The sequence below is a fragment of the Buttiauxella sp. JUb87 genome (assembly GCF_004361975.1).
Taxonomy (GTDB): domain Bacteria; phylum Pseudomonadota; class Gammaproteobacteria; order Enterobacterales; family Enterobacteriaceae; genus Buttiauxella; species Buttiauxella ferragutiae.
In genome coordinates, this window is record NZ_SNVY01000006.1 from 1 (window position 1) to 23,990 (window position 23,990).

Annotated in this window: 19 protein-coding genes; 18 read left to right on the forward strand and 1 reads right to left on the reverse strand. The window is 48.7% G+C overall.

Going from position 1 to position 23,990, the window contains the following annotated elements:
- Together EC843_RS18110 and EC843_RS18115 are read left to right on the forward strand one after the other, a co-directional pair.
- Nucleotides 1-2,412: autotransporter outer membrane beta-barrel domain-containing protein (locus tag EC843_RS18110; protein WP_133522769.1), on the forward strand; the 2,412-nt coding region annotated here is incomplete at its 5' end.
- 214 nt (nucleotides 2,413-2,626) lie between these two features.
- Nucleotides 2,627-3,181: a LuxR C-terminal-related transcriptional regulator gene (locus EC843_RS18115; protein WP_133522770.1), complete on the forward strand. Its 555-nt coding sequence runs from the start codon at nucleotides 2,627-2,629 to the stop codon at nucleotides 3,179-3,181.
- 206 nt (nucleotides 3,182-3,387) lie between these two features.
- On the opposite strand, the gene EC843_RS18120 is transcribed toward EC843_RS18115, so the two are convergent.
- Nucleotides 3,388-3,852: a hypothetical protein gene (locus EC843_RS18120; RefSeq protein WP_133522771.1), complete on the reverse strand. Its 465-nt coding sequence runs from the start codon at nucleotides 3,850-3,852 to the stop codon at nucleotides 3,388-3,390.
- An 845-nt stretch (nucleotides 3,853-4,697) separates the two neighbouring features.
- Between EC843_RS18120 and tssB the strand changes: the two genes are divergently transcribed.
- From tssB to EC843_RS18200, 16 genes are all read left to right on the forward strand, one after another.
- Nucleotides 4,698-5,192, forward strand: a complete 495-nt coding sequence (tssB, locus tag EC843_RS18125) for a type VI secretion system contractile sheath small subunit (RefSeq protein WP_133522772.1) — start codon at nucleotides 4,698-4,700, stop codon at nucleotides 5,190-5,192.
- A gap of 30 nt (nucleotides 5,193-5,222) precedes the next feature.
- Entirely contained in the window at nucleotides 5,223-6,770 is a 1,548-nt protein-coding gene (gene tssC / locus EC843_RS18130) for a type VI secretion system contractile sheath large subunit (protein ID WP_133522773.1), read from the forward strand.
- A gap of 13 nt (nucleotides 6,771-6,783) precedes the next feature.
- Complete coding sequence (gene tssK / locus EC843_RS18135; protein ID WP_133522774.1) at nucleotides 6,784-8,133, forward strand: type VI secretion system baseplate subunit TssK; 1,350 nt, start codon at nucleotides 6,784-6,786, stop codon at nucleotides 8,131-8,133.
- Nucleotides 8,130-8,816 carry a type VI secretion system protein TssL, short form gene (gene tssL, locus EC843_RS18140; protein WP_133522775.1) on the forward strand — a complete coding sequence of 229 codons (687 nt, stop codon included), beginning with the start codon at nucleotides 8,130-8,132 and terminating at the stop codon, nucleotides 8,814-8,816. The genes tssK and tssL overlap by 4 nt, the downstream gene beginning before the upstream one ends.
- Complete coding sequence (locus tag EC843_RS18145; RefSeq protein WP_133522874.1) at nucleotides 8,816-10,537, forward strand: OmpA family protein; 1,722 nt, start codon at nucleotides 8,816-8,818, stop codon at nucleotides 10,535-10,537. Before tssL ends, EC843_RS18145 begins: the two co-directional genes overlap by 1 nt.
- A gap of 2 nt (nucleotides 10,538-10,539) precedes the next feature.
- Entirely contained in the window at nucleotides 10,540-11,031 is a 492-nt protein-coding gene (locus tag EC843_RS18150; RefSeq protein WP_133522776.1) for an Hcp family type VI secretion system effector, read from the forward strand.
- 166 nt (nucleotides 11,032-11,197) lie between these two features.
- The gene (tssH, locus tag EC843_RS18155) at nucleotides 11,198-13,837 is read left to right on the forward strand and encodes a type VI secretion system ATPase TssH (RefSeq protein ID WP_133522777.1); all 2,640 of its coding nucleotides are present in this window, start codon (nucleotides 11,198-11,200) and stop codon (nucleotides 13,835-13,837) included.
- 39 nt (nucleotides 13,838-13,876) lie between these two features.
- Nucleotides 13,877-14,698, forward strand: a complete 822-nt coding sequence (locus EC843_RS18160; protein WP_133522778.1) for a lysozyme inhibitor LprI family protein — start codon at nucleotides 13,877-13,879, stop codon at nucleotides 14,696-14,698.
- A gap of 158 nt (nucleotides 14,699-14,856) precedes the next feature.
- Complete coding sequence (gene vgrG, locus EC843_RS18165) at nucleotides 14,857-17,214, forward strand: type VI secretion system Vgr family protein (protein WP_133522779.1); 2,358 nt, start codon at nucleotides 14,857-14,859, stop codon at nucleotides 17,212-17,214.
- A 15-nt stretch (nucleotides 17,215-17,229) separates the two neighbouring features.
- Nucleotides 17,230-20,322, forward strand: coding sequence for a glycoside hydrolase family protein (locus EC843_RS18170; protein WP_133522780.1), 3,093 nt, complete (start codon nucleotides 17,230-17,232; stop codon nucleotides 20,320-20,322).
- A gap of 16 nt (nucleotides 20,323-20,338) precedes the next feature.
- Nucleotides 20,339-21,196, forward strand: coding sequence for a hypothetical protein (locus EC843_RS18175; RefSeq protein ID WP_133522781.1), 858 nt, complete (start codon nucleotides 20,339-20,341; stop codon nucleotides 21,194-21,196).
- A gap of 343 nt (nucleotides 21,197-21,539) precedes the next feature.
- On the forward strand, nucleotides 21,540-21,623 hold the full coding sequence (locus tag EC843_RS24875; protein WP_243739165.1) for a hypothetical protein: 84 nt from the start codon (nucleotides 21,540-21,542) through the stop codon (nucleotides 21,621-21,623).
- Nucleotides 21,610-21,906, forward strand: a complete 297-nt coding sequence (locus EC843_RS18185; RefSeq protein ID WP_133522782.1) for a lysozyme — start codon at nucleotides 21,610-21,612, stop codon at nucleotides 21,904-21,906. Before EC843_RS24875 ends, EC843_RS18185 begins: the two co-directional genes overlap by 14 nt.
- A gap of 13 nt (nucleotides 21,907-21,919) precedes the next feature.
- Nucleotides 21,920-22,747, forward strand: coding sequence for a hypothetical protein (locus EC843_RS18190; protein ID WP_133522783.1), 828 nt, complete (start codon nucleotides 21,920-21,922; stop codon nucleotides 22,745-22,747).
- Between the two features lie 161 nt (nucleotides 22,748-22,908).
- Nucleotides 22,909-23,169: a hypothetical protein gene (locus tag EC843_RS18195; protein WP_133522784.1), complete on the forward strand. Its 261-nt coding sequence runs from the start codon at nucleotides 22,909-22,911 to the stop codon at nucleotides 23,167-23,169.
- A 556-nt stretch (nucleotides 23,170-23,725) separates the two neighbouring features.
- A complete protein-coding gene (locus tag EC843_RS18200; RefSeq protein ID WP_133522785.1) occupies nucleotides 23,726-23,989 on the forward strand; it encodes a PAAR domain-containing protein in 264 nt (87 codons plus the stop codon).
- Nucleotide 23,990: the final 1 nt, after the last annotated feature.

Consider the following 23,990-nt stretch of genomic DNA (forward strand, 5'->3'; position numbering starts at 1 on the left):
GCGAACGACACAACCGTTAACAGCGGTGGGCTTCTGGATATTGCCGCAGGCGCAACAGCTGCCGGTGTCATTCAAAGCAGTGGTGCTGCACTTGTCACGAATACCGATGCGACCGTCAGTGGCACGAATGCACTGGGCGCGTTCTCCATCGATGCGACAATGGGCACCGCCAGTAATGTCCTGCTTGATAACGGTGGTATTTTCACCGTCAACACCGGTGACACAGCGAACAGCACAACAGTGAACACAGGGGGAACAGTAAACGTTAATGGCACAACCAGTGGTACTAATGTTAACGGTGGCCGGGAACAGGTACTTGCCGGCGGCATAACCAATGGCACCATCGTGAATAATACTGGTCTGCAGTCTGTTGAAAGTGGTGGTGTGGCTAATGACACTATCGTTAACAGTGGAGGAAAAGTTGACGTTAATACTGGTGGTATAACCAGCGGTACTGATGTTAGCGGTGGCTGGGAGCAGGTGTTTGCCGGCGGCATAACCAATGGCACTATAGTTAATAACACAGGCCTGCAAACTATTGAAAGCGGCGGTGTGGCTAATGGCACAACAGTTAACAATACTGGCCTGCAAACTATTGAAAGTGACGGTGTGGCTAATGGCACCATAGCTAACAGCGGGGGCAGGGTTGACGTTAACACCGGCGGCACAGCCACAGACCTGACGGTGAATGGTGGAGCTGGCTACATTTATACTGGTGCCACCCTGGGTGGCGATGTGTCCGTCACGTCTGGTGGTCAGTTAACGGTGACTGCGGGCGCAGTGACTGACAGTGCAAATATGACCCTGTCGGATTCCGGTGCACTGTATCTGGACAACACCTCAGCAGTCAGTGGCAGCAATACGCAGTACAGCATGGGTGCCATGACCATGGATGGCGGCAGTGTTTACTATGAACAAAGTGGCTATGCCGACCTGACCATGACGAGTCTGGAGGGGACGGGAACATTTTATATGAACACCGAAGTCGCGACGCTGCAGAGCGACACCCTGACAGTGACCGGTGAAGCAAACGGCGACTTTGATGTGTTTATCGCCGATACCGGGGTGAGTCCGACGTCAGGTGACGGTATGGAGGTGATACAGACCGGTGGTGGGAATGCAGAGTTTACGCTGGCGAATAATGGTGGGGTCGTGGATGTGGGAACCTACCAGTATTATCTGGTTGACCAGGGCAATAATACCTGGTCACTCAATTCGACACCGGATGCACCAGTCCACCCCATTGAACCCAATGTCCCTACGCACCCGATTGTCCCATTAGAGCCTACGCACCCAATTGAGATCGTGCCGCCGACAGAGCCTGTGGACCCGACGACACCGATAGACCCGACGACACCGATAGATCCGACGACACCGATAGATCCGACGACACCGATAGATCCGACGACACCGATAGATCCGACGACACCGATAGATCCGACGACACCGGTAGATCCGACAGAGCCTGTAGCACCGGTAGAACCTGCGCCGCCGTCAGAAATGACGATATCGCCAAGTACGGCAGCGGTGCTTTCCATGGCCACAGCTGACCCTCTGATATTCAAGGCTGAACTGGACACAGTACGTGGACGTCTGGACCAGGTGCGCTCCTTTGAGCACGAAACCAGTGTCTGGGCACAGTACAACTTCAATAACTTTGGCGTGAGCTCTTCAGCCGGTGCCGGTTATGACATGGGTATCAACGGTCTCACCCTCGGGGTGGACAAGTCCGTTGAAGCCGGTGATGGTGTGTTCACCTTCGGTGGTTTTACCTCCTACAGTAATTCTGACATGGAATTTGACCGTGGCGGGGATGGTGAGGTGGATTCTTACTCTGTCGGGGGTTACGGCAGCTACATGCATAACTCCGGTTTCTATGTGGACGGTGTGCTGAAAGCCAACCGCTTTGCTCATGATGTGAATGCGCAGATGAACAGCGGCAGCCGGGCTTATGGTAACTATGATGCCAACGGTATTGGTGCACACCTGCAGACCGGGAAGTATTTCTGGTTTGATGAGACCTATGTGGCACCTTATGTGGGCATGAGTGCCTTTGTCAGTGACAGCAGCAATTACACGCTGTCGAACGGCATGAAAGCGCAGGTGGATAATCAGCGTTCCATGGTGGGCGAAGTGGGTGTGCAGGTGGGGCATAACTTCGAGGTGAATGGTTCGAAAATCCAGCCTTACTTCCGTGCGGCGCTGGCCCAGGAATTCATTGACAGCAATGATGTGAAAGTCAATGAAGACCACTTCACCAACGACCTGAGTGGCTCACGCGGTATTTATCAGGTGGGTGTGAATGCGAAGGTGACAGACACCATCAATGTGAATGTGAACGCCAGTTACTCACATGGTAAGCAGGTTGACGAGCCACTGACGGCGCACCTGGGGGTCTCCTGGTCATTCTGATGTCCTGAATGCTGACAGGCTGAAGGAAAACACAGGGCTGGATGCCCTGTGTTTTCCACTCCCTATGTAACTGAAGTCAAGATCAGAAAACAGGTCATATCTCTCTGTTTAATATAAATATCGTGTTGACAAAAATACACAGTATTTTAGACAACAAAACGTTTTAGAAATATTTAGAACAGCAGTTAAATTAAAAAAAAGGAAGATTAATTACATGATCAGCATTGAAATTTTTCATATGAACAATTTCTGGAAGCAGGGGATGGATTTTTTACTTCGTGATATAAATGATATCTATATCAAAAAAGTAAGCGGGATAAATAAATTGCCATCTGTAAATGTTATTCTTGCCGATCAACATATACCTACAGATTTTAGCCGTGATGACAGGCTTGTTATTCCTGTATACAGTTCATTGCAAAAATCAATGGAAGTTTCAACGTCAAGATACCCTGTAATTTATTCCAGTGATACCCCTGATGATTTCATAAAAAAATTTATCTTAATCATAAGATGCAGTGTTCGTAGCTGTGGTAGTTATCATTACCCCCAGGTTAAGAGAAGTGTGATGTTAAATGAAATTGAATTGTTAGTTCTCAACAATCTGCTGGATGGTTTAAGTCATGAAACTGTTGCACTGAATAATGATATCAATATTAAAAGTGTCAGTTATTATAAGCGAAGCGCGATGAGGAAATTAAATGTCAGTACGACAAAGTCACTTCTGGATATGCTTTACCAGACAGGACATCGCACGCGGAGCATTTAAAATGATATTGAATCATTAAGTATAGCGTGATGTTATTCATAATAGCTATCACGAAACTATTTCTGTGAATTTAAATATTCATATCGCTGCCTGAGTTGACTTGCTGTAATTATCACCTCAGCACAGGCCGCAGATATGAGTGGTAGAATTGCTATGATATGATTCCAATTCTGGCATTTCCCTGGTTATATACACCTCAAATGCAATTAAATATGCAGGGTGCGGAAAAATTCTTTTTCTGTTAAAACCACACCGTCAATAGATCTCTCACCTTCACTGCATATAATCCATCCTTCATGCTCCCGCTGTGGAACCTCCATAAAAATCGTGAAACATTTCGGATGTGCCCCCCCACATAGAAAACTGATAGCGCCTTTCGCCCCGCCGGCTAGAAAAATATATTTTGGTAATAGCGTTATCTCTCTCCCGGCATATTCAAAATTAATAGTGGATAAGGGATATTTATGTACAAATGGCAGGTTAATTTTGATGTAAACATCAGAAGCAGTAATACAGACGCCAGTATCGTGTAACCAACACTCCACCAACCGGGTCAACTCATGCATTTTTTGCTGAAATTCTGCCAGTGTGGACTCCATCATGACTTCAAACTCCCTTCGTCTTGCTTTGCTCTGGTCAATTGTGCTCAACGTACTGGATGCTTCTGACATAGTGAATTTCTCCATAACTTCAGTCAGGGTGATAACGGATAAATAGCTTTTAACCCTATCAATAGATTAAAGGATATTGTTGCTCCAAAGTTATTCGTCATACTCTTTTTATATTTATAAATGAATTTTATATTTATTGACTGGTACGTGTCGCATGCAGCTTACAGCATCCCGACAGATCCTAAAAAAAGGGGAGCAGATTAAATGCGGAAAAACCATGTTTACCCGATACCGGGACAGCAATAAAATGACATTGCGTCAATACAGAGTGTACTTCGCTCCACTTTCCGGTAATGCACAGTTCCGGAGGTTTAATCCGTTCTCCCTTAATGTTGAAGGCGGTGTGTAATTCATCCCAGGGTGTATATATGGCTCTTTTTTCGCCACTCGGCCTTATCCACTCATACCAGTCCTTCGCGACAATAAGATAATCCTGCCAGCTTATCATTCTGAGTGACTCAATGAAGTAAGTAAAACCGGAAAAGCATCTTCTGTTTTTCCAGTTCCGCCATGTTTGAGCGATAGATATATTTCACATTTTTGTAAAATCCAGTTCTGACACACAACCGGATTCCCTCGTCTGTCAGCCGTAAACGGCCTGAGCGACTGATTTGGGGAATACATGAAAATGGTCAAAAAAAAGAAACTAATGACTAAGAAAAACAACGTTTATTTTTAAACAAATAAACTGACCTTAAATGCGTCCTCTAAGATTTTATCTGTTTAAATCAATCGTTAATCGATGCTAATTTATCTGAAATTTATTCCCTGCTTTAACGTTTGGGTCACTGAGCGCAATTTTTTTTGCCTGAGATCCGTCACGCACGTCATAAAAGGAGTTAGTTGTGTCCAGTTCTTTTCAGAATGAAATACCCAAAGCCCGTGTCAATATTAAATTAGCCCTGCATACCGGTGGCACACAGAAGAAAATGGAATTGCCGCTGAAGTTAGTGGTCATGGGTGACTACAGTAATGGGAAGGAAGCGAGCCCGTTATCCGAACGTGAAAAAGTGAATATCAATAAAAATAACTTCGACAGTGTACTGGCGGGCTTTAATCCCACTCTCAGCCTGACGGTGGAAAATACCCTTGCCAGTGATGGCTCGGAAGAAAATGTCAGCCTCGCGTTCAGTGAAATGAAAGATTTCGAACCTGAGCAGGTTGCTCGTCAAATTCCACAACTGCGCGCGATGTTGTCGATGCGCAATCTGCTGCGTGACCTCAAATCTAACCTGCTGGATAACGTCACCTTCCGTAAAGAGCTCGAAAGCATTCTCAGGGATCCGGCGCTCAGTGATGAGTTGCGTGACGAACTGAATGCCCTGGCGCCTAAGGCGTAGACCCTCCACTTAACGGATTAATGCGAGATAATGCTCATGTCAGTACAAAATACCCCGTTGTCCACCGGCGAAACGCTTGTCCGGGAACGTGACAGTGAGGGAAGCGTATACGCTTCCCTGTTTGAAAAAATTAACCTGAGCCCGGTTTCCGGTCTGTCTGATATTAACGTCTGGCAGGACAGCCAGGCACTGGCCGATGCCACCGCCGATGAGCGCGTCACGGCTGCCGTTCAGGTACTGTTGCAGCGTCTGAAAAACTCCGGTCAGCGTGTTGAGAAGCTGGATAAAACCCTGCTGGACCATCACATTGCCGAACTCGACTATCAAATTAGCCGCCAGCTGGACGTCGTGATGCACCACGCGGAATTCCAGAAAGTGGAATCCGCATGGCGGGGCCTGAAATCCCTGGTGGATGGCACCGATTTTCGCCAGAACGTGAAAATTGAAGTGCTCGACGTGTCCAAAGATGATCTGCGTCAGGACTTTGAAGATGCACCGGAAGTCATCCAGTGCGGCTTATACGCACACACCTACATTGCTGAGTATGATACTCCGGGTGGCGAGCCTATTGGCTCCGTGATTTCCAACTACGAATTCGATGCCAGCCCGCAGGACGTGGCGTTGCTGCGTAATATCTCCAAAGTGTCTGCAGCGGCGCATATGCCATTTATCGGCTCGGTCGGCCCGGCATTCTTCCTTAAAAATTCAATGGAAGAAGTGGCGGCGATCAAAGACATCGGCAACTATTTTGACCGCGCGGAATACATTAAGTGGAAGTCTTTCCGGGATTCCGACGATTCCCGCTATATCGGTCTGACGATGCCACGCGTGTTGGGTCGTCTGCCCTATGGACCGGACACCGTGCCGGTACGCAGCTTCAACTATGTCGAAGAAGTGAAAGGACCCGACCACGAAAAATATCTGTGGACCAACGCTTCTTTCGCGTTTGCGACCAACATGGTGAAAAGCTTCATCAAAAACGGCTGGTGTGTGCAAATTCGTGGGCCACAAGCGGGTGGTGCCGTCACTGATTTGCCAATCCACCTGTATGATCTCGGTACCGGCAACCAGGTGAAAATCCCGAGTGAGGTGATGATCCCGGAAACCCGTGAATTTGAATTCGCAAACCTCGGCTTTATCCCGCTGTCGTACTACAAAAACCGCGATTACTCCTGCTTCTTCTCCGCAAACTCAGCGCAGAAACCGGCATTGTATGACACGGCTGATGCGACGGCTAACAGCCGAATCAACTCCCGCCTGCCGTATATCTTCCTGCTGTCGCGTATCGCGCACTATCTGAAGCTGATTCAGCGCGAAAACATCGGTACCACCAAAGACCGTCGTCTGCTGGAGCTGGAGCTGAATACCTGGATCCGCGGTCTGGTGACGGAAATGACCGATCCGGGCGACGATCTGCAGGCTTCCCACCCGCTGCGTGATGCCAAAGTCGTGGTTGAGGATATTGAGGATAACCCGGGCTTCTTCCGCGTGAAGCTGTTCGCGGTACCGCATTTCCAGGTGGAAGGCATGGACGTCAATTTGTCTCTTGTCTCGCAGATGCCAAAAGCCAAAGCCTAAGGTGGTTGCAGGGATGAAAATCTATCGTCCACTGTGGAATGAGGGGGCATTGCTGTCCCCTCAGCAATTCCAGCAGCAGGCAGCATGGGGATCTTTTCGCAGTGCCGGTGTTTCGGCACTGGCTTCTCCCTTTCCGTGGGGGGTGGAAAAGGTTGAATTTGATGACAACTTGCTCTCATCCGGGCTGGTCCAGATCTCACAACTGCGTCTGTGGCTGGAAGAGGGTTCACTTATTGACACCCAAAACAGTGACCTTCCACCGCTGCCTCGTGAGCTTGCATCTTCGCAGCTTGCTGGCCTCGATGTGGTCACGGTAGTCATCGCACTGCCGCTGATGCAGCCTGGGATGAGCAATGTTCAGCAGGAAAACGTCGTTTCTGACAGACCGCTGCGCTATCGCGAAGAATGGGTGACCGTGCAGGATGCCTTCGGTGCTGGAGAAGAGTCGATGGCCGTTGCCCGTTTCAATTTTACTGTGCGGTTTGCGCATGAAAGTAACGAGTCATGGAAAACCTGCCCGGTGGCACGTCTTATCCGGGACGGGCAGGGCGGATGGCGTCAGGACGCGACTTTTATTCCTCCACTGGCGTTATTTTCCGCCAGCCCGTCGCTGCATGAGCGCCTGGTCTTGCTGAATCGCCAGCTTCGCTCACGTCGCCAGCGCCTGATGTCGATGCGCCGTGAGAGTAACGAACGCCTGGCTGATTTTGCGGTTGCTGATGTTTCGCTGTTCTGGCTGCTGAATGCCCTCAATTCCCATGCGCGAGTACTGACGGAATATGAGCGCTTCCCGGCTCGTCACCCTGAACAGGTATGGGCTGAACTGGCTCGCCTGGCGGGCAGTATGCTGACTTTCTCCCTGGATCATGATCTGGATGCCATTCCCGGTTATGACCATGCGGAGCCAGCCAGTGCCTTCCCGCCTTTGTTTGAGCTGCTCACCGGTTTGCTGGAAGCCAGTCTGCCATCCAGGGTCATCGTGCTTGAAATGTCCCGTCCGGATGAGCAAACCTGGAAAGCCAGCCTGCACGATATCCGTCTGCGCGAAGAAGCCGACCTGTATCTCTCTGTGCGTTCTGACATTCCGGCGTGGCAGATAGCCGACCGCTTCCCGGCACTGTGCCAGGCCGGTTCACCGGATGATGTGAATGAAATCTACAGCGCGGCACTGAAAGGCATTCCACTTATTCCTGTCAGCCGCGTACCGGCGGCGTTACCGGTGCGGATGGAAAACCAGTATTTTGCGCTCGACATGGAAAGCGCGGCTGCCCGTGAGATGCAGGAACAGGGTGTGTGCATGTTCTATGTGCCTGCCTTACTGGGCCAGCTTGAGCTTGAACTCTTTGCGGTGCTGCGCTCATGAAAAATGACATGGATATCGATGCGTTGATGGCCGAAACCTGGCTGATTGTCACCATGCTGAAGAAAGGGGCGACGACACCCGATGGCTCAGCACTTTACGACAAATGCGTTAAGCAGGTCGAAAGCGTGCGAGAAGCGCTCGAACGCGCCGGATATGACGCCGCCAGCATCGACCATATTTCCTATGCCCAGTGCGCTCTGCTGGATGAAGCGGTGATGAGTCGTAAGCCGGAGAAACCAGAAGAGGGTGACGCGCCACGGATTGATGAAGGCCAACTCGCCTGGCGTAAAGCCCCCCTTCAGGCACGTTTTTTCGGCTCCCTGCATGCCGGTGAAGCGTTGTGGGACCGCATTGCTGAAGTGCTGCGCCAGTCGGCACCCGATAAGGCGGTTTTGACCTGCTATCACCGCGTGATTGCCCTTGGCTTCCAGGGACTGTACAGCAAAGCGGTGAGTCAGACACAGCGAGAGGACGTAATTAAAGCGCTGTCAGAACGCGTTTCCCAACCCGATGCCGGTCTGTCTCTGGTTGTTCACCGGACGGGTAAACATCGCTGGAGCCTGATGCGTTCGGTCTGGTTCTGGGTCGTGCTGGCGGTGGTGCTGACGGGCGTGGTCTGGTGGGGAGGGCATCTGTGGCTCCAGGCGCTGCTATCGGCGCAAATACCGGAGTTGCCACGTTAATGCGTAAATCAGTCATCCTCTCGGTTGTTTTACATACCCTGGCCGGGTTTGCGGCGTTGCTGTGGCTGCTGTGGTATTTCATGCCGGTCAGTAATGCATTCAAAAGCCTGGCCACGTTGATGCTCGCCATGCTTGCCGGCTGGCTGGTGTGGAAAAACTGCCGCTACCGCACACAGCAAGCCAAAGGTTCGGATGCTTTTATCGACCTGCCGTTACTGGATACCCAGGGGCCGGTTGTGCTGGTCTGTGGCGACGGCCTTGATGCAATCTTTCAGGGGCAACCGCTGCGCAAAACCGCTCAGGGTTGGTGGTTGCACGCCGGAGATGTGGACCAGTTAACGGGCATGGTACGCAGTATTCAGGAACAACAACCCCGCCAGGTGGGGCAGCTTTCCGTGATGTACGTGTGTCTGCCCGACCAGCATCAGGATGAGGCCGTACTGCGCTCAGCACTGAAAACACTCCGCCAGCAAATCAAACAGTTGAGTGCCTTGACCGGTTTTACGCCACCGGTGGTGGTGAGTTGTGAATTTTCTGGTCCGCAAACGCCCTGGATGATGGTACGTGGCAATAAACCCGTGGTGTGCCCGGCCAATGAATCGCCGCAGGCGCTGATTGACTGGCAGCAGTCGGAAGACAATCTTGCCATGCTTGCGGTACTCAGCCAGGCATTTGGCTTTATTCGCGAAACGCTGCTCGATGAACTGGATAAAGCGGACAGATTAACCCCGCCGGTGCGTACTTTTGCCGTGGTGTTGCGGCTCGGAGCCACAAATGCCGACCCTGCGGCCCAGTCTGTCTGGTCAGACTGGCTGTTTCGACGTACCTGTTTACAACTCCCTTGTGTGACGGCGGTCAGTGACCCCGGCAACCGTTTTCCTGACGCCGTTCTACCATTACTGGCGCCGTTCGCCGCCCCGGTCCAGGGTGGGCAACGTACCCGTTACGTCGTGTTTCTGATGTGGTTGTGTGCACTGGTGGCTCTGGGGTTTTCTGCGCTCAACAACCGGGATCTGATCCGCGAGATCGGTGCTGACCTCCAGCGCTGGTCCGCTATTCCAATGGATCATTACACGCCTAAAGCGCAGTCACTTGAGGCGCTGAAGCGGCATGTACTCAAGGTTGAACGCTGGCATCGCCAGGGAGAGCCGATGCGTTACAGCCTGGGTTATTACCCGGGGTATAGGCTGTGGCTGACGCTGCAACAGGCCATTGATACCTATATTCCTCCCCCAGCTCTGCCACAGGCCATCAATACCTATGTCCCACCTTCACCTCCGGAGCATAAGCCAGTATCGCAAATCGTGCGTCTGGACAGCCTCTCACTGTTTGACACCGGTCGCTGGCAGCTCAAAGCGAGCTCCATCGGTGTGCTGGTGAAGGCGCTGGCCGGGATTAACGCGAAGCCGGGCTGGCTGATTGTGGTGGCCGGGCATACCGATGATGTGGGGGATGACAAATCCAATCAGAGACTTTCCCGGCAACGAGCGGAGTCGGTACGCGACTGGATGCGCGACACCGGCGAGGTGCAGGAAAGCTGCTTTGCGGTTCAGGGGTATGGTGAAAGCAGGCCACTGAAACTGAATGATTCAGATGCACATCGCGCGGCAAACCGCCGCGTTGAAATCAGTCTTGTGCCTCAGGCCGACGCCTGCCAGGTACCGGGCAAAACAACATCACCGGCAAAGGGTGATGTCATAACAAGTGAAATGGAGAAGTAAACATGGCAATTCCAGTCTATCTGTGGCTCAAAGACGACGGCGGTGCGGACATCAAAGGTTCCGTTGACGTAAAGGATCGTGAAGGCAGCATCGAAATCGTGTCACAGGACCACAAGCTGTATATCCCGACCGACAACAACACCGGCAAACTGACGGGGACCCGTATTCACACCCCGTTCCTGTTTACCAAGGAAATCGACTCTTCAAGCCCTTATCTGTACAAAGCCGTCACCACCGGTCAGACCCTGAAGTCTGCCGAATTCAAATGGTACAAAATCAACGACGCAGGCCAGGAAGTTGAATATTTCAACACCAAACTGGAAAACGTCAAACTGGTGAAAGTTGCGCCAAAAATGCACGACATCAAAGATCCGGGCTACGAGAAGCACAACCACCTGGAAATGATTGAACTGCGCTACGAAAAAATCACCTGGACTTACAAAGACGGCAACATCATTCATTCCGATTCCTGGAACGAACGTACCACCGCGTAAGACAGACTTCACAGCAGACGGGAAACCGTCTGCTGTTTTTGTTTCCTGAGCCGCCATCCGGCGGTTGAGTAAACAAAAACAGCATAAAGCAACCGACCTGATGGGCCTGGGTTTCCTGCAAAGGAGAAGGCTAAGGGCGGTAGCGTACTTCAAAAAGGAACACATCATGGAACCGCAGTCAGCCGTATTACTTCGTCGTTTAAACCCGTACTGTGCACGGGCTCTGGAAGCGGCCGCCACGCTGTGTCAGACCCGGGCGCATGCCGAAATCACCATTGAGCACTGGCTGCTTAAACTGCTGGAACTGGGGGAAGGGGACATCACCGTGCTGGCGCGCCGCTACGAGTGGGATATGGATGGCCTGTGGCAGAGCCTGCTGGCGTGCCTGGATGCACAGCCTCGTTCCGTGCAGACGCGCCCGCAACTCTCGGCAGACCTGCAGGCGCTGATGAAGTTCGCCTGGCTCAGTGCTTCCCTGCAGGACGACAATCCGGTCATCCGCAGTGTCCATCTGCTTGAGGCCCTGATTTCAAAGCCGACGCTTCTGCGCTGTGAAGGTCTGTGGCCATTGTTCAGCCTGAGCGAAACGCAGATTAATCGCCTGAGGCCACTGCTGGATGTGCAGTCCGATGAACGTCCGGATGTGCAGCAGCAGGAGAGACTCGCGCAGTCGCCATCCACGCTGGGTGACGTGCCGCGCGAGGCCAGTGCCACCGGCAAGACCTTATGTGAAGCGCTGCAGGCTGCACTGGATAAATTCACTCTCGATGTCACCGCGAAAGCCAGAGAAGGGAAAATCGACCCGGTGTTTGGCCGCGACAATGAAATCCGTCAGATGGTGGATATTCTCTCGCGCCGCCGCAAGAACAACCCGATTCTGGTGGGTGAACCGGGCGTGGGGAAAACCGCGCTGGTCGAGGGACTGGCTTTACGCATTGCCGAAGGTAATGTGCCGGAAAGTCTGAAGACCGTCAGCTTGCGAACCCTGGATTTAGGACTACTGCAGGCAGGGGCGGGTGTGAAAGGCGAGTTTGAACAGCGCCTGAAAAACGTCATCGATGCGGTACAGAACTCCCCGACGCCGGTTCTGCTGTTTATCGACGAAGCGCACACCATTATTGGTGCCGGTAACCAGGCGGGTGGCGCGGATGCGGCTAACCTGCTGAAACCGGCGCTGGCGCGTGGCGAACTGCGCACCATCGCCGCCACCACCTGGAGCGAATACAAACAATATTTTGAACGCGATGCTGCCCTTGAACGCCGCTTCCAGATGGTCAAAGTAGACGAGCCGGATGACGAGATGGCCTGCCTGATGCTCAGGGGGCTGAAGTCCCGCTACGCCCAGCACCACGGTGTGCATATCACTGATGATGCGGTCAAAGCCGCGGTCAGCCTGTCGCGCCGTTACATTACCGGCCGCCAGTTACCGGACAAGGCGGTCGACCTGCTGGACACTGCATCGGCCCGTGTGCGCATGAGTCTCGATACCCTGCCGGAGGCACTGACCCGCCTGAATGCGCAAATCAGCGCACTGGATATGGAAGCACAGGCTCTGCTGGAAGATATCGCGCTGGGGAATACCACCCACGGCGAGCGTCTGGCGCAGATTGAAATCCGCACCTCAGAGCTGACTGTACAACTGGCCCGGCTTGATAAACAGTACGACCTTGAAAAAACGCTGACTCAGGAATTGCTCAACTGTCGCGCTGACATCAGCCGTCAGGCCGAAGCCACTGACCTGCAGGCGCGGCTGGCACTTGTTCAGCAGGATACCCCGCTGCTGAACCTGGACGTGGATGTGCGCACGGTCGCCACCGTGATTGCTGACTGGACCGGCGTGCCGCTTTCCAGCCTGCTGAAAGATGAGCAGACTGACCTGTTGATGCTGGAGCACTATCTGGCTAACCGCGTGGTCGGCCAGGACGCCGCCCTGGTGGATATGGCGCAGCGACTGCGGGCCGCAAAAACCGGGCTGACACCGGAAAACGGTCCGCTGGGCGTGTTCCTGCTGGTTGGCCCGAGTGGCACAGGAAAAACTGAAACCGCGATGGCGCTGGCCGACAGCCTGTTCGGCGGTGAAAAATCGCTGATTACCATCAATCTCAGCGAATATCAGGAAGCACACACCGTTTCCCAGCTCAAAGGTTCCCCTCCGGGCTACGTCGGTTACGGCCAGGGCGGCATTCTGACCGAAGCGGTGCGCAAGCGCCCGTACAGCGTGGTGTTGCTCGATGAGGTGGAAAAAGCGCACCGTGATGTCATTAACCTGTTCTATCAGGTGTTTGACCGCGGTGTGATGCGTGACGGCGAAGGGCGGGAAATTGACTTCCGTAATACCGTTATTCTGATGACCGCCAACCTCGGCAGTGACCACATAATGCAGTTGCTGGAGGAGCAACCGCAAGCCTCCGACCGCGACTTACAGGAGCTGTTGCGCCCGATATTACGTGACCACTTCCAGCCTGCGCTGCTGGCGCGCTTCCAGACGCTGATTTACCGCCCGCTAAATGCAACCGCTTTGCGCACCATCGTGGAAATGAAACTCGCCCAGGTGGCTAAACGCCTGAAAAACCATTACGGCCTGCAAACCACTATCGACGACAGCCTGTACGACACGCTGGTTGCCGCCTGCCTGCTGCCGGACACCGGTGCGCGCAACATCGACAGCCTGCTGAATCAGCAAATTCTGCCGGTACTCAGCCAACAATTACTGCAACGTAAAGCCGCGCAGCAACGTACCATCTCACTGGTTTTAGGCTGGGATGAGGAAGAGGGGATTGTGCTGGAGTTTGACGGGCAAGAGTAATAAGCATTTTTTACTAAATAAAAATAGGGAGTAGTAAATATGTATAAGAGTTTAGTGGCGGTTTCAATTATTTCGATGTTTTCTTTTAGCGCCAATGCGGGCTTGTTTGATTCGAATGATTTTAAATGTGGCAGGGATGATGCAAATAATGCCATCAAAAAATATATAAAGGATGAAGCATCTGGTGTTTTGCAGAGTAACTATCTGGCAGCTGGGCAGGATAAATTTAGCAAACCATTAAGTGCTTATCAGAAGGAGTTGGATTTAATCAGCGTCAGTACTTCGAATGTTTCCACCATGCGTAACGATGATGACGGCCTGGGATGCAGTGCCACTATTTCAGTTAAGGTTTCACCAGAAACACTGGCGGTCATTGGTGATGATCCATCAAGGCTTTACCGTATTACCCAAGGAAGCGGGAAGTTTAATAGTGGAAGCGTGATCTGGAAGAGTGTGGGCTACAATCTGAAATTAGCGGATAATGGCAAGGATATTCAGGTAGATAACTTTAGTAATTATAATGATATTACTGTTTCCCTTTACCAGTCATCCTTGATGGGCGTTGATAAAGAAACCATTATTCAGGGGAATGGTGAAAGCAGGCTGCAAAGCGCTAAAAGAAGTTATGATGAAACCGATGCCACATTAAACCAGGTGTGGAAATACCTTCCTGAATCCGCCAAAAATTCAATGCGTAAAGCTCAGAATACATGGGTGAATGATAAAGTGGTTAAATGTGGGAAATTATCTGATGCAGAGCTTTCAACCACGGCGATTGAAAAGAGAATTAAAATATATCAGTGTCAAACTAAACTGACGCAAGAACGCATTGCTTATTTGGGGGGGGGTGATCAGGGCTAATTATCACGTTATACAATATTGACTCTGATCTTGTGTGCTGTCGGTTATTTATGACTTTCTGATTGAACGTGAGTTAATAAATAACCGATCTCATTACTAATAAATGCTGGAGTGGTTCATCCGCTCCAATGGATATGAATATCTAAAGGAGTTTCAGGGTGAACAGCTCTCTGACAAGTAATGGAGCCAGCCTGGTCCAGCAACTGCTGGGCCAGTCACGTTACCGGATGGATGTCCATGGCAGTACTGATTTTCTGGATGTGCTGAGTTTCAGCTCGGTGGAATCATTCAGCCAGCCCTGGCGTTACGATGTGTCTCTCACCTGCATCACTCCGGATATTGCCTGCGATACCTTACTGCTGAAGCCCGCGTGTTTTACCTGGCAGACGCCGATGTTTACAGGGGTGCCTGCGGTGCCGGTGCGTAGCGTTTTTGGTGTGGTTGAATCATTCCGTCGTGTATCGACCTCGAAAGATGAAACACGCTATGCACTGACGCTGGTGCCGCGTATTGCGTTGTTAGCCCACACCAAAGGTAGCGAGGTTTTCCTCAATCAGTCGGTTATCGAAGTCGTCGAGCAAGTGCTGCGTAAGCACGGCATGGAAGGGCCGGACTTTGAGTTTCGCCTGTCGCGCGAATATCCTGCTCGTGAACTTATTACCCAGTGGCGCGAAACGGATTTGCAGTTCGTGCAGCGTCTTCTGGCCGAAGTGGGGGTTTTCTGGCGCTTTGAGATGGACAGCCGTCTGGAACAGGATGTGGTTATTTTCCAGGACACTCAGCAACAATATCAGTTTGACGTCAACCTGCCGCTGCGTAACCCGGCGGGAATGAGCGACAACGGCCAGGAAAGTATCTGGGATATTCACACCGCATACCACGTTGTCAGCGGCAGTGTGGCGACCCGTGATTACAACTACCGGGATGCACTGACACCGCAGGACAGCTCTGAAAGCATCAGTGGCAAAGAAGGGATTACTTCCGGGGAAACGTACCACTACGCGGAGCCATTCCTGTCAGAAGGCGATACCGAAAGCACTGAAACCGGCGCGTATTTTGCCCGCCTGCGCCATGAACGCATGATGAACGCGCAGTACACCGTCAGTGGGCATTCCTCCAGCCCGTTGCTGGCACCAGGCCAGGTACTGGAAACAGACGGAACGCTGCCCGAAACCGTGAAAGACGGGATTGTTATCACCACGGTGCGCAGCAGTGGTTCGCGTAAAAGCAGCTTCACGCTTGAATTCGACGGTATCCCCTACAGTGAATCTGTCTGCTACCGTCCGGCACTGCTTAATCGCCCGGTCATATCCGGCTCCCTGCCAGCTCGCGTGGAAAGCACCCAGAAGGGCGACACCTATGCCTGGCTGGATGAGCAGGGGCGCTATCGCGTGAAGCTGGACTTCGACCGCAACAGCAGCGAACCGGGTTATGCCTACTTGTGGTTGCGTATGGCGAAACCGTATGCCGGTGACACCTATGGCTGGCACGCGCCGTTACTCGATGGCACGGAAGTCTCGGTGGTGTTTGACAGTGGTGACCCCGACAGACCGTACATCGCTTATGCCCAGCATGACTCTGAACACCCGGACCACGTCACCAGTGACAACCATACGCGCAACATCTGGCGAACGCCGGCGAACAACAAGCTGCGGATGGAAGACCAGCGCGGCGAGGAGCACATCAAACTCGCCACGGAATACGGCAAAACGCAGCTGAATATGGGGCACCTGGTCGATGTCCAGCGCAAACAGCGCGGCAGCGGATTCGAGCTGCGCACTGATGAATTTGGCGCGGTCCGTGCGGCGAAAGGTATTTTCCTGACGGCGAATGAACAGTCCAAAGCGCAGGGCCCGGTGCTGGAAATGACGCCTGCGGTTAACCAGATTAACCAGGCCAACAGCCAGATGCAGTCGCTGAACAGTGCCGCTGAAGCGGCTGGCGCATTAGTCTGCGATATCAGTACCCAGATAAACCTGGTGAACGACCGACTCAAAAACCTTCAGTCTGCCGTCCTGCTGGCGAGTGCCCCGCAAGGTGTTGCCCTGACTTCCGGTGAACACTTTCAGCTCACCAGCACCCGCAACACCATGATTAACGCAGGCCAGCACCTCGATATGGGCGCAATGAAAAACCTGTCAGTGACGGTCGAAAAGGCGCTGGGGCTGTTTGTGCATAAGGCCGGTGCGAAGCTTGTCGCCAACCAGGGGGATATCGAAATCCATGCCCAGCACAACACCATGGCGCTGTTCTCGCAAAAGCAGCTCACGGTGACCTGTAGCGACGACGAAATCATTATCACCACCCCGAAAACGCTGACGCTTAACGGCGGTGGCTCGTACCTGAAACTGAGTGCGAACGGGATAGAGCATGGGTCGGATGGTGATTTTATTATGAAGACGGCGAACTATCTGGTACCGGGTACGGGGGCGAATATGCCTATGGATACACCCGATTTTAAAAAGACGGATATCACTCTCACCACCAAAAACTCTGCCAAATGGGCCTGTGATTAACAGGGAGGACAATCTATGCCAGCAAAACTATTAAAGATCAGCTACCCCGTACCGTCGAACAAAAAGGGTGATACGTTTACTTCCGTTGAAAGTCTTCTTTCCTTACTGGGGGATGAAACATCCGGGCAATTCCTGGTGGGAAGCCAGGGAATGTGGCACGGGGGCATTCATATCAGTGACGCAAAAGTACCTTGGTGTGCCCTGAGCGCTAACACAGCTGCAGAGACGCAATATCGTCCCGAGGCCTATAAAGGTGAACAGTTTATTCGCTGCATGGCTGATGGCGAGATAGTGGCTTACAGGGTATGCAAGGACTACGAAAGTACAGCTATCGATTGGCGGGATGACAAAGTCAACTTTTCCACCTCGTTTGTGCTTGTGAAGCACTATACCCAGCCTGGTGATAACCCTGATAGTGGTCTGACTTTCCACACCCTCTATATGAACATGGCCCCGTTTAGTGCCTATGGACAGCAGGGGGACGCACGTGAAAGAACAACTACGGATGGTTTGTCGTATTACACCAGCGCTGAAGAAGTCCGGGCAGGTCATCGAAGTGGTTCATTACCTGTGGGTACTCGAGTGAAGCTGGGCGATAAAACGATAAGTCATAAAGTCAACAGCGTTAACCGACAGTTTAGTGAGGTCAATGTCATTGATGCAACGGCGGGGCTGAGTGCCGGGACTGTTATCTGGATATTGTCGGACAAGGGTAATCTTAAGTCTGGGCCATCAGTATTAACTCCGTCGTGGTGGGGGAGATGTGCTCCGGCTTACGGTACCCAGCATGCTGGCATGGTGAGCTGCACGGCCACTAAGAACTGGGGATATTACCTGAGCAGTGAAGATGTATTGCTGTGGAAAAGAGCGGGTGCATTGACCCCTGGATTCCCGTTGTCTTATGAACAGGGGAATACTGCTCAACAGGTTATTCGCCCAGGAAAAGAGCCGACTGATTCGCCAAACACCTTTAGCCTTGTGACGCTGGGGCAGGATCTTGGAGGTAACAGCAAGCTGAATAAAGGTGACCGTGTCTGGGTGGTGTCAGACGGAGACAGCCTGACAGCAGTAACCACTACGGGTGGTGAGCCGAAATTTGGCGAGGTGGTTCAGGCTTCGATACAGATTAATGCCGGAGACGGTATTGGGCACATGGGTTTTTATGAACTGCCGAATGAAAACGGAAAACGCTCTCGCTATCAGGTGCATATCGAGTGCCTAGCTATGGGTAACGTAGAAAAGTTCATCACTAATCCAGGCAGGGTGGACATAGAGGACAAAGCGGCGTTCCTGATGTATCCGGGAGGTGTACCTCTGTTCACCAAAAATGCGCAGGGACAACTGGCTGAAAGCAGTCTTAAAACGAAGAACCAGGGGATAGCCACACGGTCAAAAGTGGCGATGCTGGGTGCTGAAGGGCAGGCAGTGGCTGCGGGTGCAGAGCCTGCGTATTACCAGATAAATCAGGAGCAGGGGTGGCTGGCAGCCGCAAATGTCGAGAAAGTGTCGCGATATGACTTAGGGAAACTGGGATTTGTGACGCTGAATAAGGTCCCGGAAAGTTTTGATTTGCTGGACGGCGTAAAGCATCCGGATAATGTGGTGAAAGGTATTCTTGAGCAGATGTATAAAGCTGCGCAGGTTGAAACGCGGACCAGTCATGCCTTGAATGAATATAATTACAAGCGATTACTGGAGCAGATAGACAGCAACCACGATGGGTATTACTCGGAACAGGAATATTTGCAGGCCGTCCATAACGGCTCCTATCGTGATCACCTGTATCGAATTATCGCGAAACATGGCAGTGAATGGTATTACGGCATAGATGACCCTTTATGGAAGACATATCTGGATAAGCTGGCCACGGATGCTCCGTCGTGGAAGACCTACACAGAAGAGTTTATTAAGAAGATAGCGTGGATGAAACAGGTCCCCGGTATGGGGCCAGATCCGTGGCATTTACATCCTGTGGTATTTATGGATGCCTTGAGCAACAATAATGCAGTGATTATTTTCCCACTTCAGGTCAAACCAGAAAATGATCCGGGAAAAAAATGGGGAAATACTCATAGCTGGCGTGCGGAGAGAATGGTAAATGCAGCAACTATGGATTATCCCCGTGAACGAGGGCGCAAACATGCTGCAAGGGATCTTTATACTAACCCTTATACACCTGTTGTTGCTATTTGCCCTGGAACCGTTTTAGAAGTCAGGAATTTTTATAATCGCACACACCAGATAACGGTACATCATAAAGCTACTGATGGACGAGAGTTTATTGCGCGTTATGGAGAAGTTAATCCCACAACCATAAAAGTTAATAGTGGCGATGAGGTTGTTCAGGGACAACAATTGGGTGAAACAGGTGCGTTAATTAGCACAGATGATAATGGTTTAACACGTCCAACATTCAAGTTGAATGGCACTATTGTTTTTATGCTGCATTTTGAACTCTTTTCGGGTGCGGAAGGCTTTACTCTGGCTAAATCCTTAACAGATGTAAATGAATCACACTATAAACGTAGAGGGGATCTTCTGGATCCGGTTCAATTATTAGTTGAGGGATATAATAATACATTTAGTAATCAAACGAGCCAGAACCAAGAACCTAGACAGGATGTTAATACTTTAGTTACTTCCGAAAAAGGTCGGTTGTTTATTAAAGATTGGGAACAACTGGAATTGACTGCTTATAATGATGCGCATAATTATTGCACAATTGGTTATGGTCATTTAATTGATAAATTGAAATGTGAAGACATTATATTACCTGATGAATTTAAAAGCAGCATAACGATTGAGAAAGCCAATGAAGTTTTTAATATTGATATTTTGAAATTCGAAAATGCTGTAAAGAATGCGGTTGCAGTAAAATTGTATCAGTATGAGTTTGATGCGTTGGTTAGTTTGCTTTTTAATTGTGGTGAGAATTTCTTTTTTCTTAGAAAAGCACCAAATCTAATTGATAATGTTAATCGTGAAAAATATGATATGGCTGCTAATGAGCTTCTAGATATTACTAACAATGGAGATAATGGTTTGGTTAAGAGAAGAAGTGCAGAAAACAATATGTTTTTGAACAATGTTTATAACTCAGTTCACTAATGATAAGGAAATGAATATGTATAGGAGTCGATTTTTCATTGCAGTAATTTTATTTTTTAGTCCATTCTTTAATCATGGTTGGGCTGCTAACGATCAATCTTGGAAATTTGCGATGGTTTCTGAGGATATTACAAAAAAATCAGCTGACAAGGATTCTATAGATAATGTAAAGAAATATTTCGCTGAGAAGGAGATCATTTTAAAAGAGAATATGCTGTATGTTAAAGGACTTTTTTCCTGCAGGGTTGTGGACGAAAAAGAGACACCAGTAAGTTATTGGCAAAGTGTCAAAACAGTTTCCTTTTATCGTGATTTTTTGAAGCAATATGGCATTCAACTAGATGAAAATATTGATGTGATTACACCTGTAGATCCTAATTCTCAATGCCAGTTACCTTTTTCAGAGTTTATTATAACTGATAATACGTTAATGCTGATCTATAAAAATCGAGCAGTATGGTATTACCCTGATGGGGATGTGCGATTAAAGCAGGTAAAAAATCAGGAAAAGGTTCAAGAATCAATAAGTACTACTGATAGTGTCTCCTGTATAGAAGGTAGTAATGAAATGGATGTAGTTTATACCGAAGGAAACATTGTAACTTGTGTTTATCCTAATACTGATTTGCTCTCTGCTTATCTTAAGTTTAGGGAGAAACATAAAACTGATGAAGTACTTAATCAATTAAAAAAATCAATAACACCAGGGAAGAATGAGATAATTACAATATTATCTGATTTGATTTTCAAATATAACTGGAAATCAAACAATGAGTTGGATGTAGACATATTGCAATCAGGTGGTGAAACTAGATTGAACTTCCGACAGACAAACGAAGGTACTACAGTGAAAAACATCTCATTACCAGATTAAAAATAATATTGAAAAATTATGTTAAGTAATTAAACTATATTTATGGCTTGCGACCATATACTGATACTAAAAATGCTGAAATCTATAATGAAGAAGTTAATAGTCGTAAGTTTATTTGTGTGGGTATTGCATTTGACTGTAATGTAGTATGTGTGCATAAGCAGGTCGGTTATTTAAATATTAAAAATAAATATCGGTAATTCGATTTAAAATTAAAGACTATTGGATTTGAACTGCGCATTAGTCTGCGATATCAGTACCCAGATAAACCTGGTGACCGACCGACCGACTCAAAAACCTTCAGTCTGCCGTCCTGCTGGCGAGTGCCCCGCAAGGTGTTGCCCTGACTTCCGGTGAACACTTTCAGCTCACCAGCACCCGCAACACCATGATTAACGCAGGCCAGCACCTAGATACACCTATTTGAAAATGATCGAATTGATATTGAGAATGGGGTGAAACGAGCTATTGAAGTAGATTTGTATCAGTATGAGTTTGATGCTCTTGTGAGTTTGCTATTCAACTGTGGAGCATTTTTCCTTTCTTCAGGTCAAGCTCCGAATCTACTGGCATTACTTAATTCTAACGAATATGAGAATGCTGCTCATGAGTTTCTGGATATAACGAATGGTGGGGACTCAGGCCTTATATTAAGACGCAGAGCAGAATACAATATGTTTTTAAATAATGTTTATGATTCCACTCATTAAAAGAGGTCTTTATATGTATGTTCTCGTTGTATTTTATTTATTACTGATTTCATCTTTTATGGCTAATGCCGGAGTTGAAAAGACGATTGGAACATCAGTTGAAGAAAAGTCACTGACGTGGAATCATTATGTGGTTTCTGATTTGATAACTCCTAAAGGAGAATTTGTAGCAAAAGAAAATGTCAGTAATGTATTTAATGGGAAGGTGATAAACATTGATAATAAAAATATAAGTATACCTGGGTTATGTAAGTTTGAATACAAAATGAAAGCCACAACTCCATTAAATTACTGGCATAGCCAGAAAACAGTTGATTTATATTCTCAGCTGCTATCAGAATATAACATAATGCTGGAAGATAATGTCAGTTTGTTTACGCCAGTAAAACAATCTAATAACTGTGATTATCCTTTTAATTATTTTATTAAAGTAAATGGATCTTTAATTTTTGTTTTAAATAATCGTATGATTATTTATTCTCAAGATGGGAATGAGGAACGTATTGACAACGCGTCTTCTTATACTAACGTTACTTCCACTCTGAACAATGAGTATGGGAGTGTTGATGAGGTGTTTTATCGTGGGGGCAGCCTTTTAGATGCTTATCATAAGTATAGAGACGGTTTGACTGAAAATAATAAAAAACATCTCATGAAAAATATATCACCCACAAAAGATTTTACTATGAAGTGCAATGAAGGATGTATTGAGGTTAATTATAAGTGGAATGGTCCGGATAATCTGAAAGTTAAACAAGGGTTTAATGGTGGTGAAACAGAAATCTTCTTCAGCAAAGAGACTCAAGGTACGAAGGTTATTACTAAATCATCACCAGATTGATAAGCAAAGCAAGATCAGATTTCCCACTCACGTCGCTTTATCTGAATCTACCTAGTGAAGTAAAGCAAACGACTGCATTTTGTTCAAATAAGAACGATAATACAATTAAATTCTTATTTCAGAAGGCCGATAGCACTGAGCTTGAAGTTGATTTTAATCCAATGAATAGATTGAAAAGATGGTTGAATTCAGGAACCAATACAACCTATTTAGGGTTTAATAAAGGTGCCTACTCTTATGTACTCCTTATTCCAGAAGAAAAGCAAGGCGCTGTAGCACTTCTTGATATAAAGAAGAATGGAGAGGTTATCAGTTCAAAAAGATGTAATTCTAATTCATTTGGTGAGAAAGGTATTCAAAGTAGAAGTATTGAAGATATAGTCGATGACACAGTCAGAAATAATGAATTTAAATTTCCTTGAATAATGGTGCATTTCTCTCTTCATCGTGAAGCATGGGGGTGAATAGTATTACGGGAAGACGACCTGTTGTGGGAGTCGTATCTTGGTGCACTAACTAACGATGCGTCAATCTGAGAGGTTTATTTGAAAAATTATATCTCCATTAAACTCTTCAGTTTTTTATGGATACTTCACCGGAATGAATGTTGTAAATTTAATATCCTGAAGGAGAGAGGTTAATGCTTATGAAATGATCTCCCGTAAAGTCTATGTGTATATATCAATATGGAAGGGGAATATCACAGGCTGACTATGTAAGTAATGATGGAAATTTATCATGGTGTGGTGGAAGTGGTAAAGGTTCAGCTATACAAATACGGCAGTGATAAAATCACATCTCAATAAAACGTATGGTATCAACCATTAATGTTGAAATGAAAATCGCGGAATTCCTACGGCAGGTTCAACTATTCCGATATGAGGCCAAATTTGGTCGGGAAAAATCGTAATAAATGATCGATTTGGCTACGAATGAGAATCGTGTTTTATTTTCCACAAAAAATTCTTGGAGGCACAAATGTTGCAGATTATTCGCAAAGGCGATAAAACAACCCACGGTGGTTCTGTATTAACCGGATCAGAAAAAATGAAATTCGGTGGTATTGGTGTTGCCCGTAAAGGCGATAAAGTATCTTGCCCAATTCAGGGGCATGGACCCACTTCCATTATTGAAGGTAATCCTGATTACCTGGATAACGGTATCCCTGTGGCATTTCATGGCCATAAATGTGCCTGCGGTTGTACGTTAATTAGCTCCTTTACAAAGGCGAAGGTAGCGTAGC

Bases quoted from the DNA above. Each gene is read 5' to 3' on its own strand.
- EC843_RS18115 (WP_133522770.1), top strand. From the start codon at position 2,627: ATGATCAGCATTGAAATTTTTCATATGAACAATTTCTGGAAGCAGGGG.
- EC843_RS18120 (WP_133522771.1), bottom strand. From the start codon at position 3,852: ATGTCAGAAGCATCCAGTACGTTGAGCACAATTGACCAGAGCAAAGCA.
- tssC (WP_133522773.1), top strand. From the start codon at position 5,223: ATGCTCATGTCAGTACAAAATACCCCGTTGTCCACCGGCGAAACGCTT.
- tssK (WP_133522774.1), top strand. From the start codon at position 6,784: ATGAAAATCTATCGTCCACTGTGGAATGAGGGGGCATTGCTGTCCCCT.
- tssL (WP_133522775.1), top strand. From the start codon at position 8,130: ATGAAAAATGACATGGATATCGATGCGTTGATGGCCGAAACCTGGCTG.
- EC843_RS18145 (WP_133522874.1), top strand. From the start codon at position 8,816: ATGCGTAAATCAGTCATCCTCTCGGTTGTTTTACATACCCTGGCCGGG.
- EC843_RS18150 (WP_133522776.1), top strand. From the start codon at position 10,540: ATGGCAATTCCAGTCTATCTGTGGCTCAAAGACGACGGCGGTGCGGAC.
- tssH (WP_133522777.1), top strand. From the start codon at position 11,198: ATGGAACCGCAGTCAGCCGTATTACTTCGTCGTTTAAACCCGTACTGT.
- EC843_RS18160 (WP_133522778.1), top strand. From the start codon at position 13,877: ATGTATAAGAGTTTAGTGGCGGTTTCAATTATTTCGATGTTTTCTTTT.
- EC843_RS18170 (WP_133522780.1), top strand. From the start codon at position 17,230: ATGCCAGCAAAACTATTAAAGATCAGCTACCCCGTACCGTCGAACAAA.
- EC843_RS18175 (WP_133522781.1), top strand. From the start codon at position 20,339: ATGTATAGGAGTCGATTTTTCATTGCAGTAATTTTATTTTTTAGTCCA.
- EC843_RS18190 (WP_133522783.1), top strand. From the start codon at position 21,920: ATGTATGTTCTCGTTGTATTTTATTTATTACTGATTTCATCTTTTATG.
- EC843_RS18195 (WP_133522784.1), top strand. From the start codon at position 22,909: ATGAATAGATTGAAAAGATGGTTGAATTCAGGAACCAATACAACCTAT.
- EC843_RS18200 (WP_133522785.1), top strand. From the start codon at position 23,726: ATGTTGCAGATTATTCGCAAAGGCGATAAAACAACCCACGGTGGTTCT.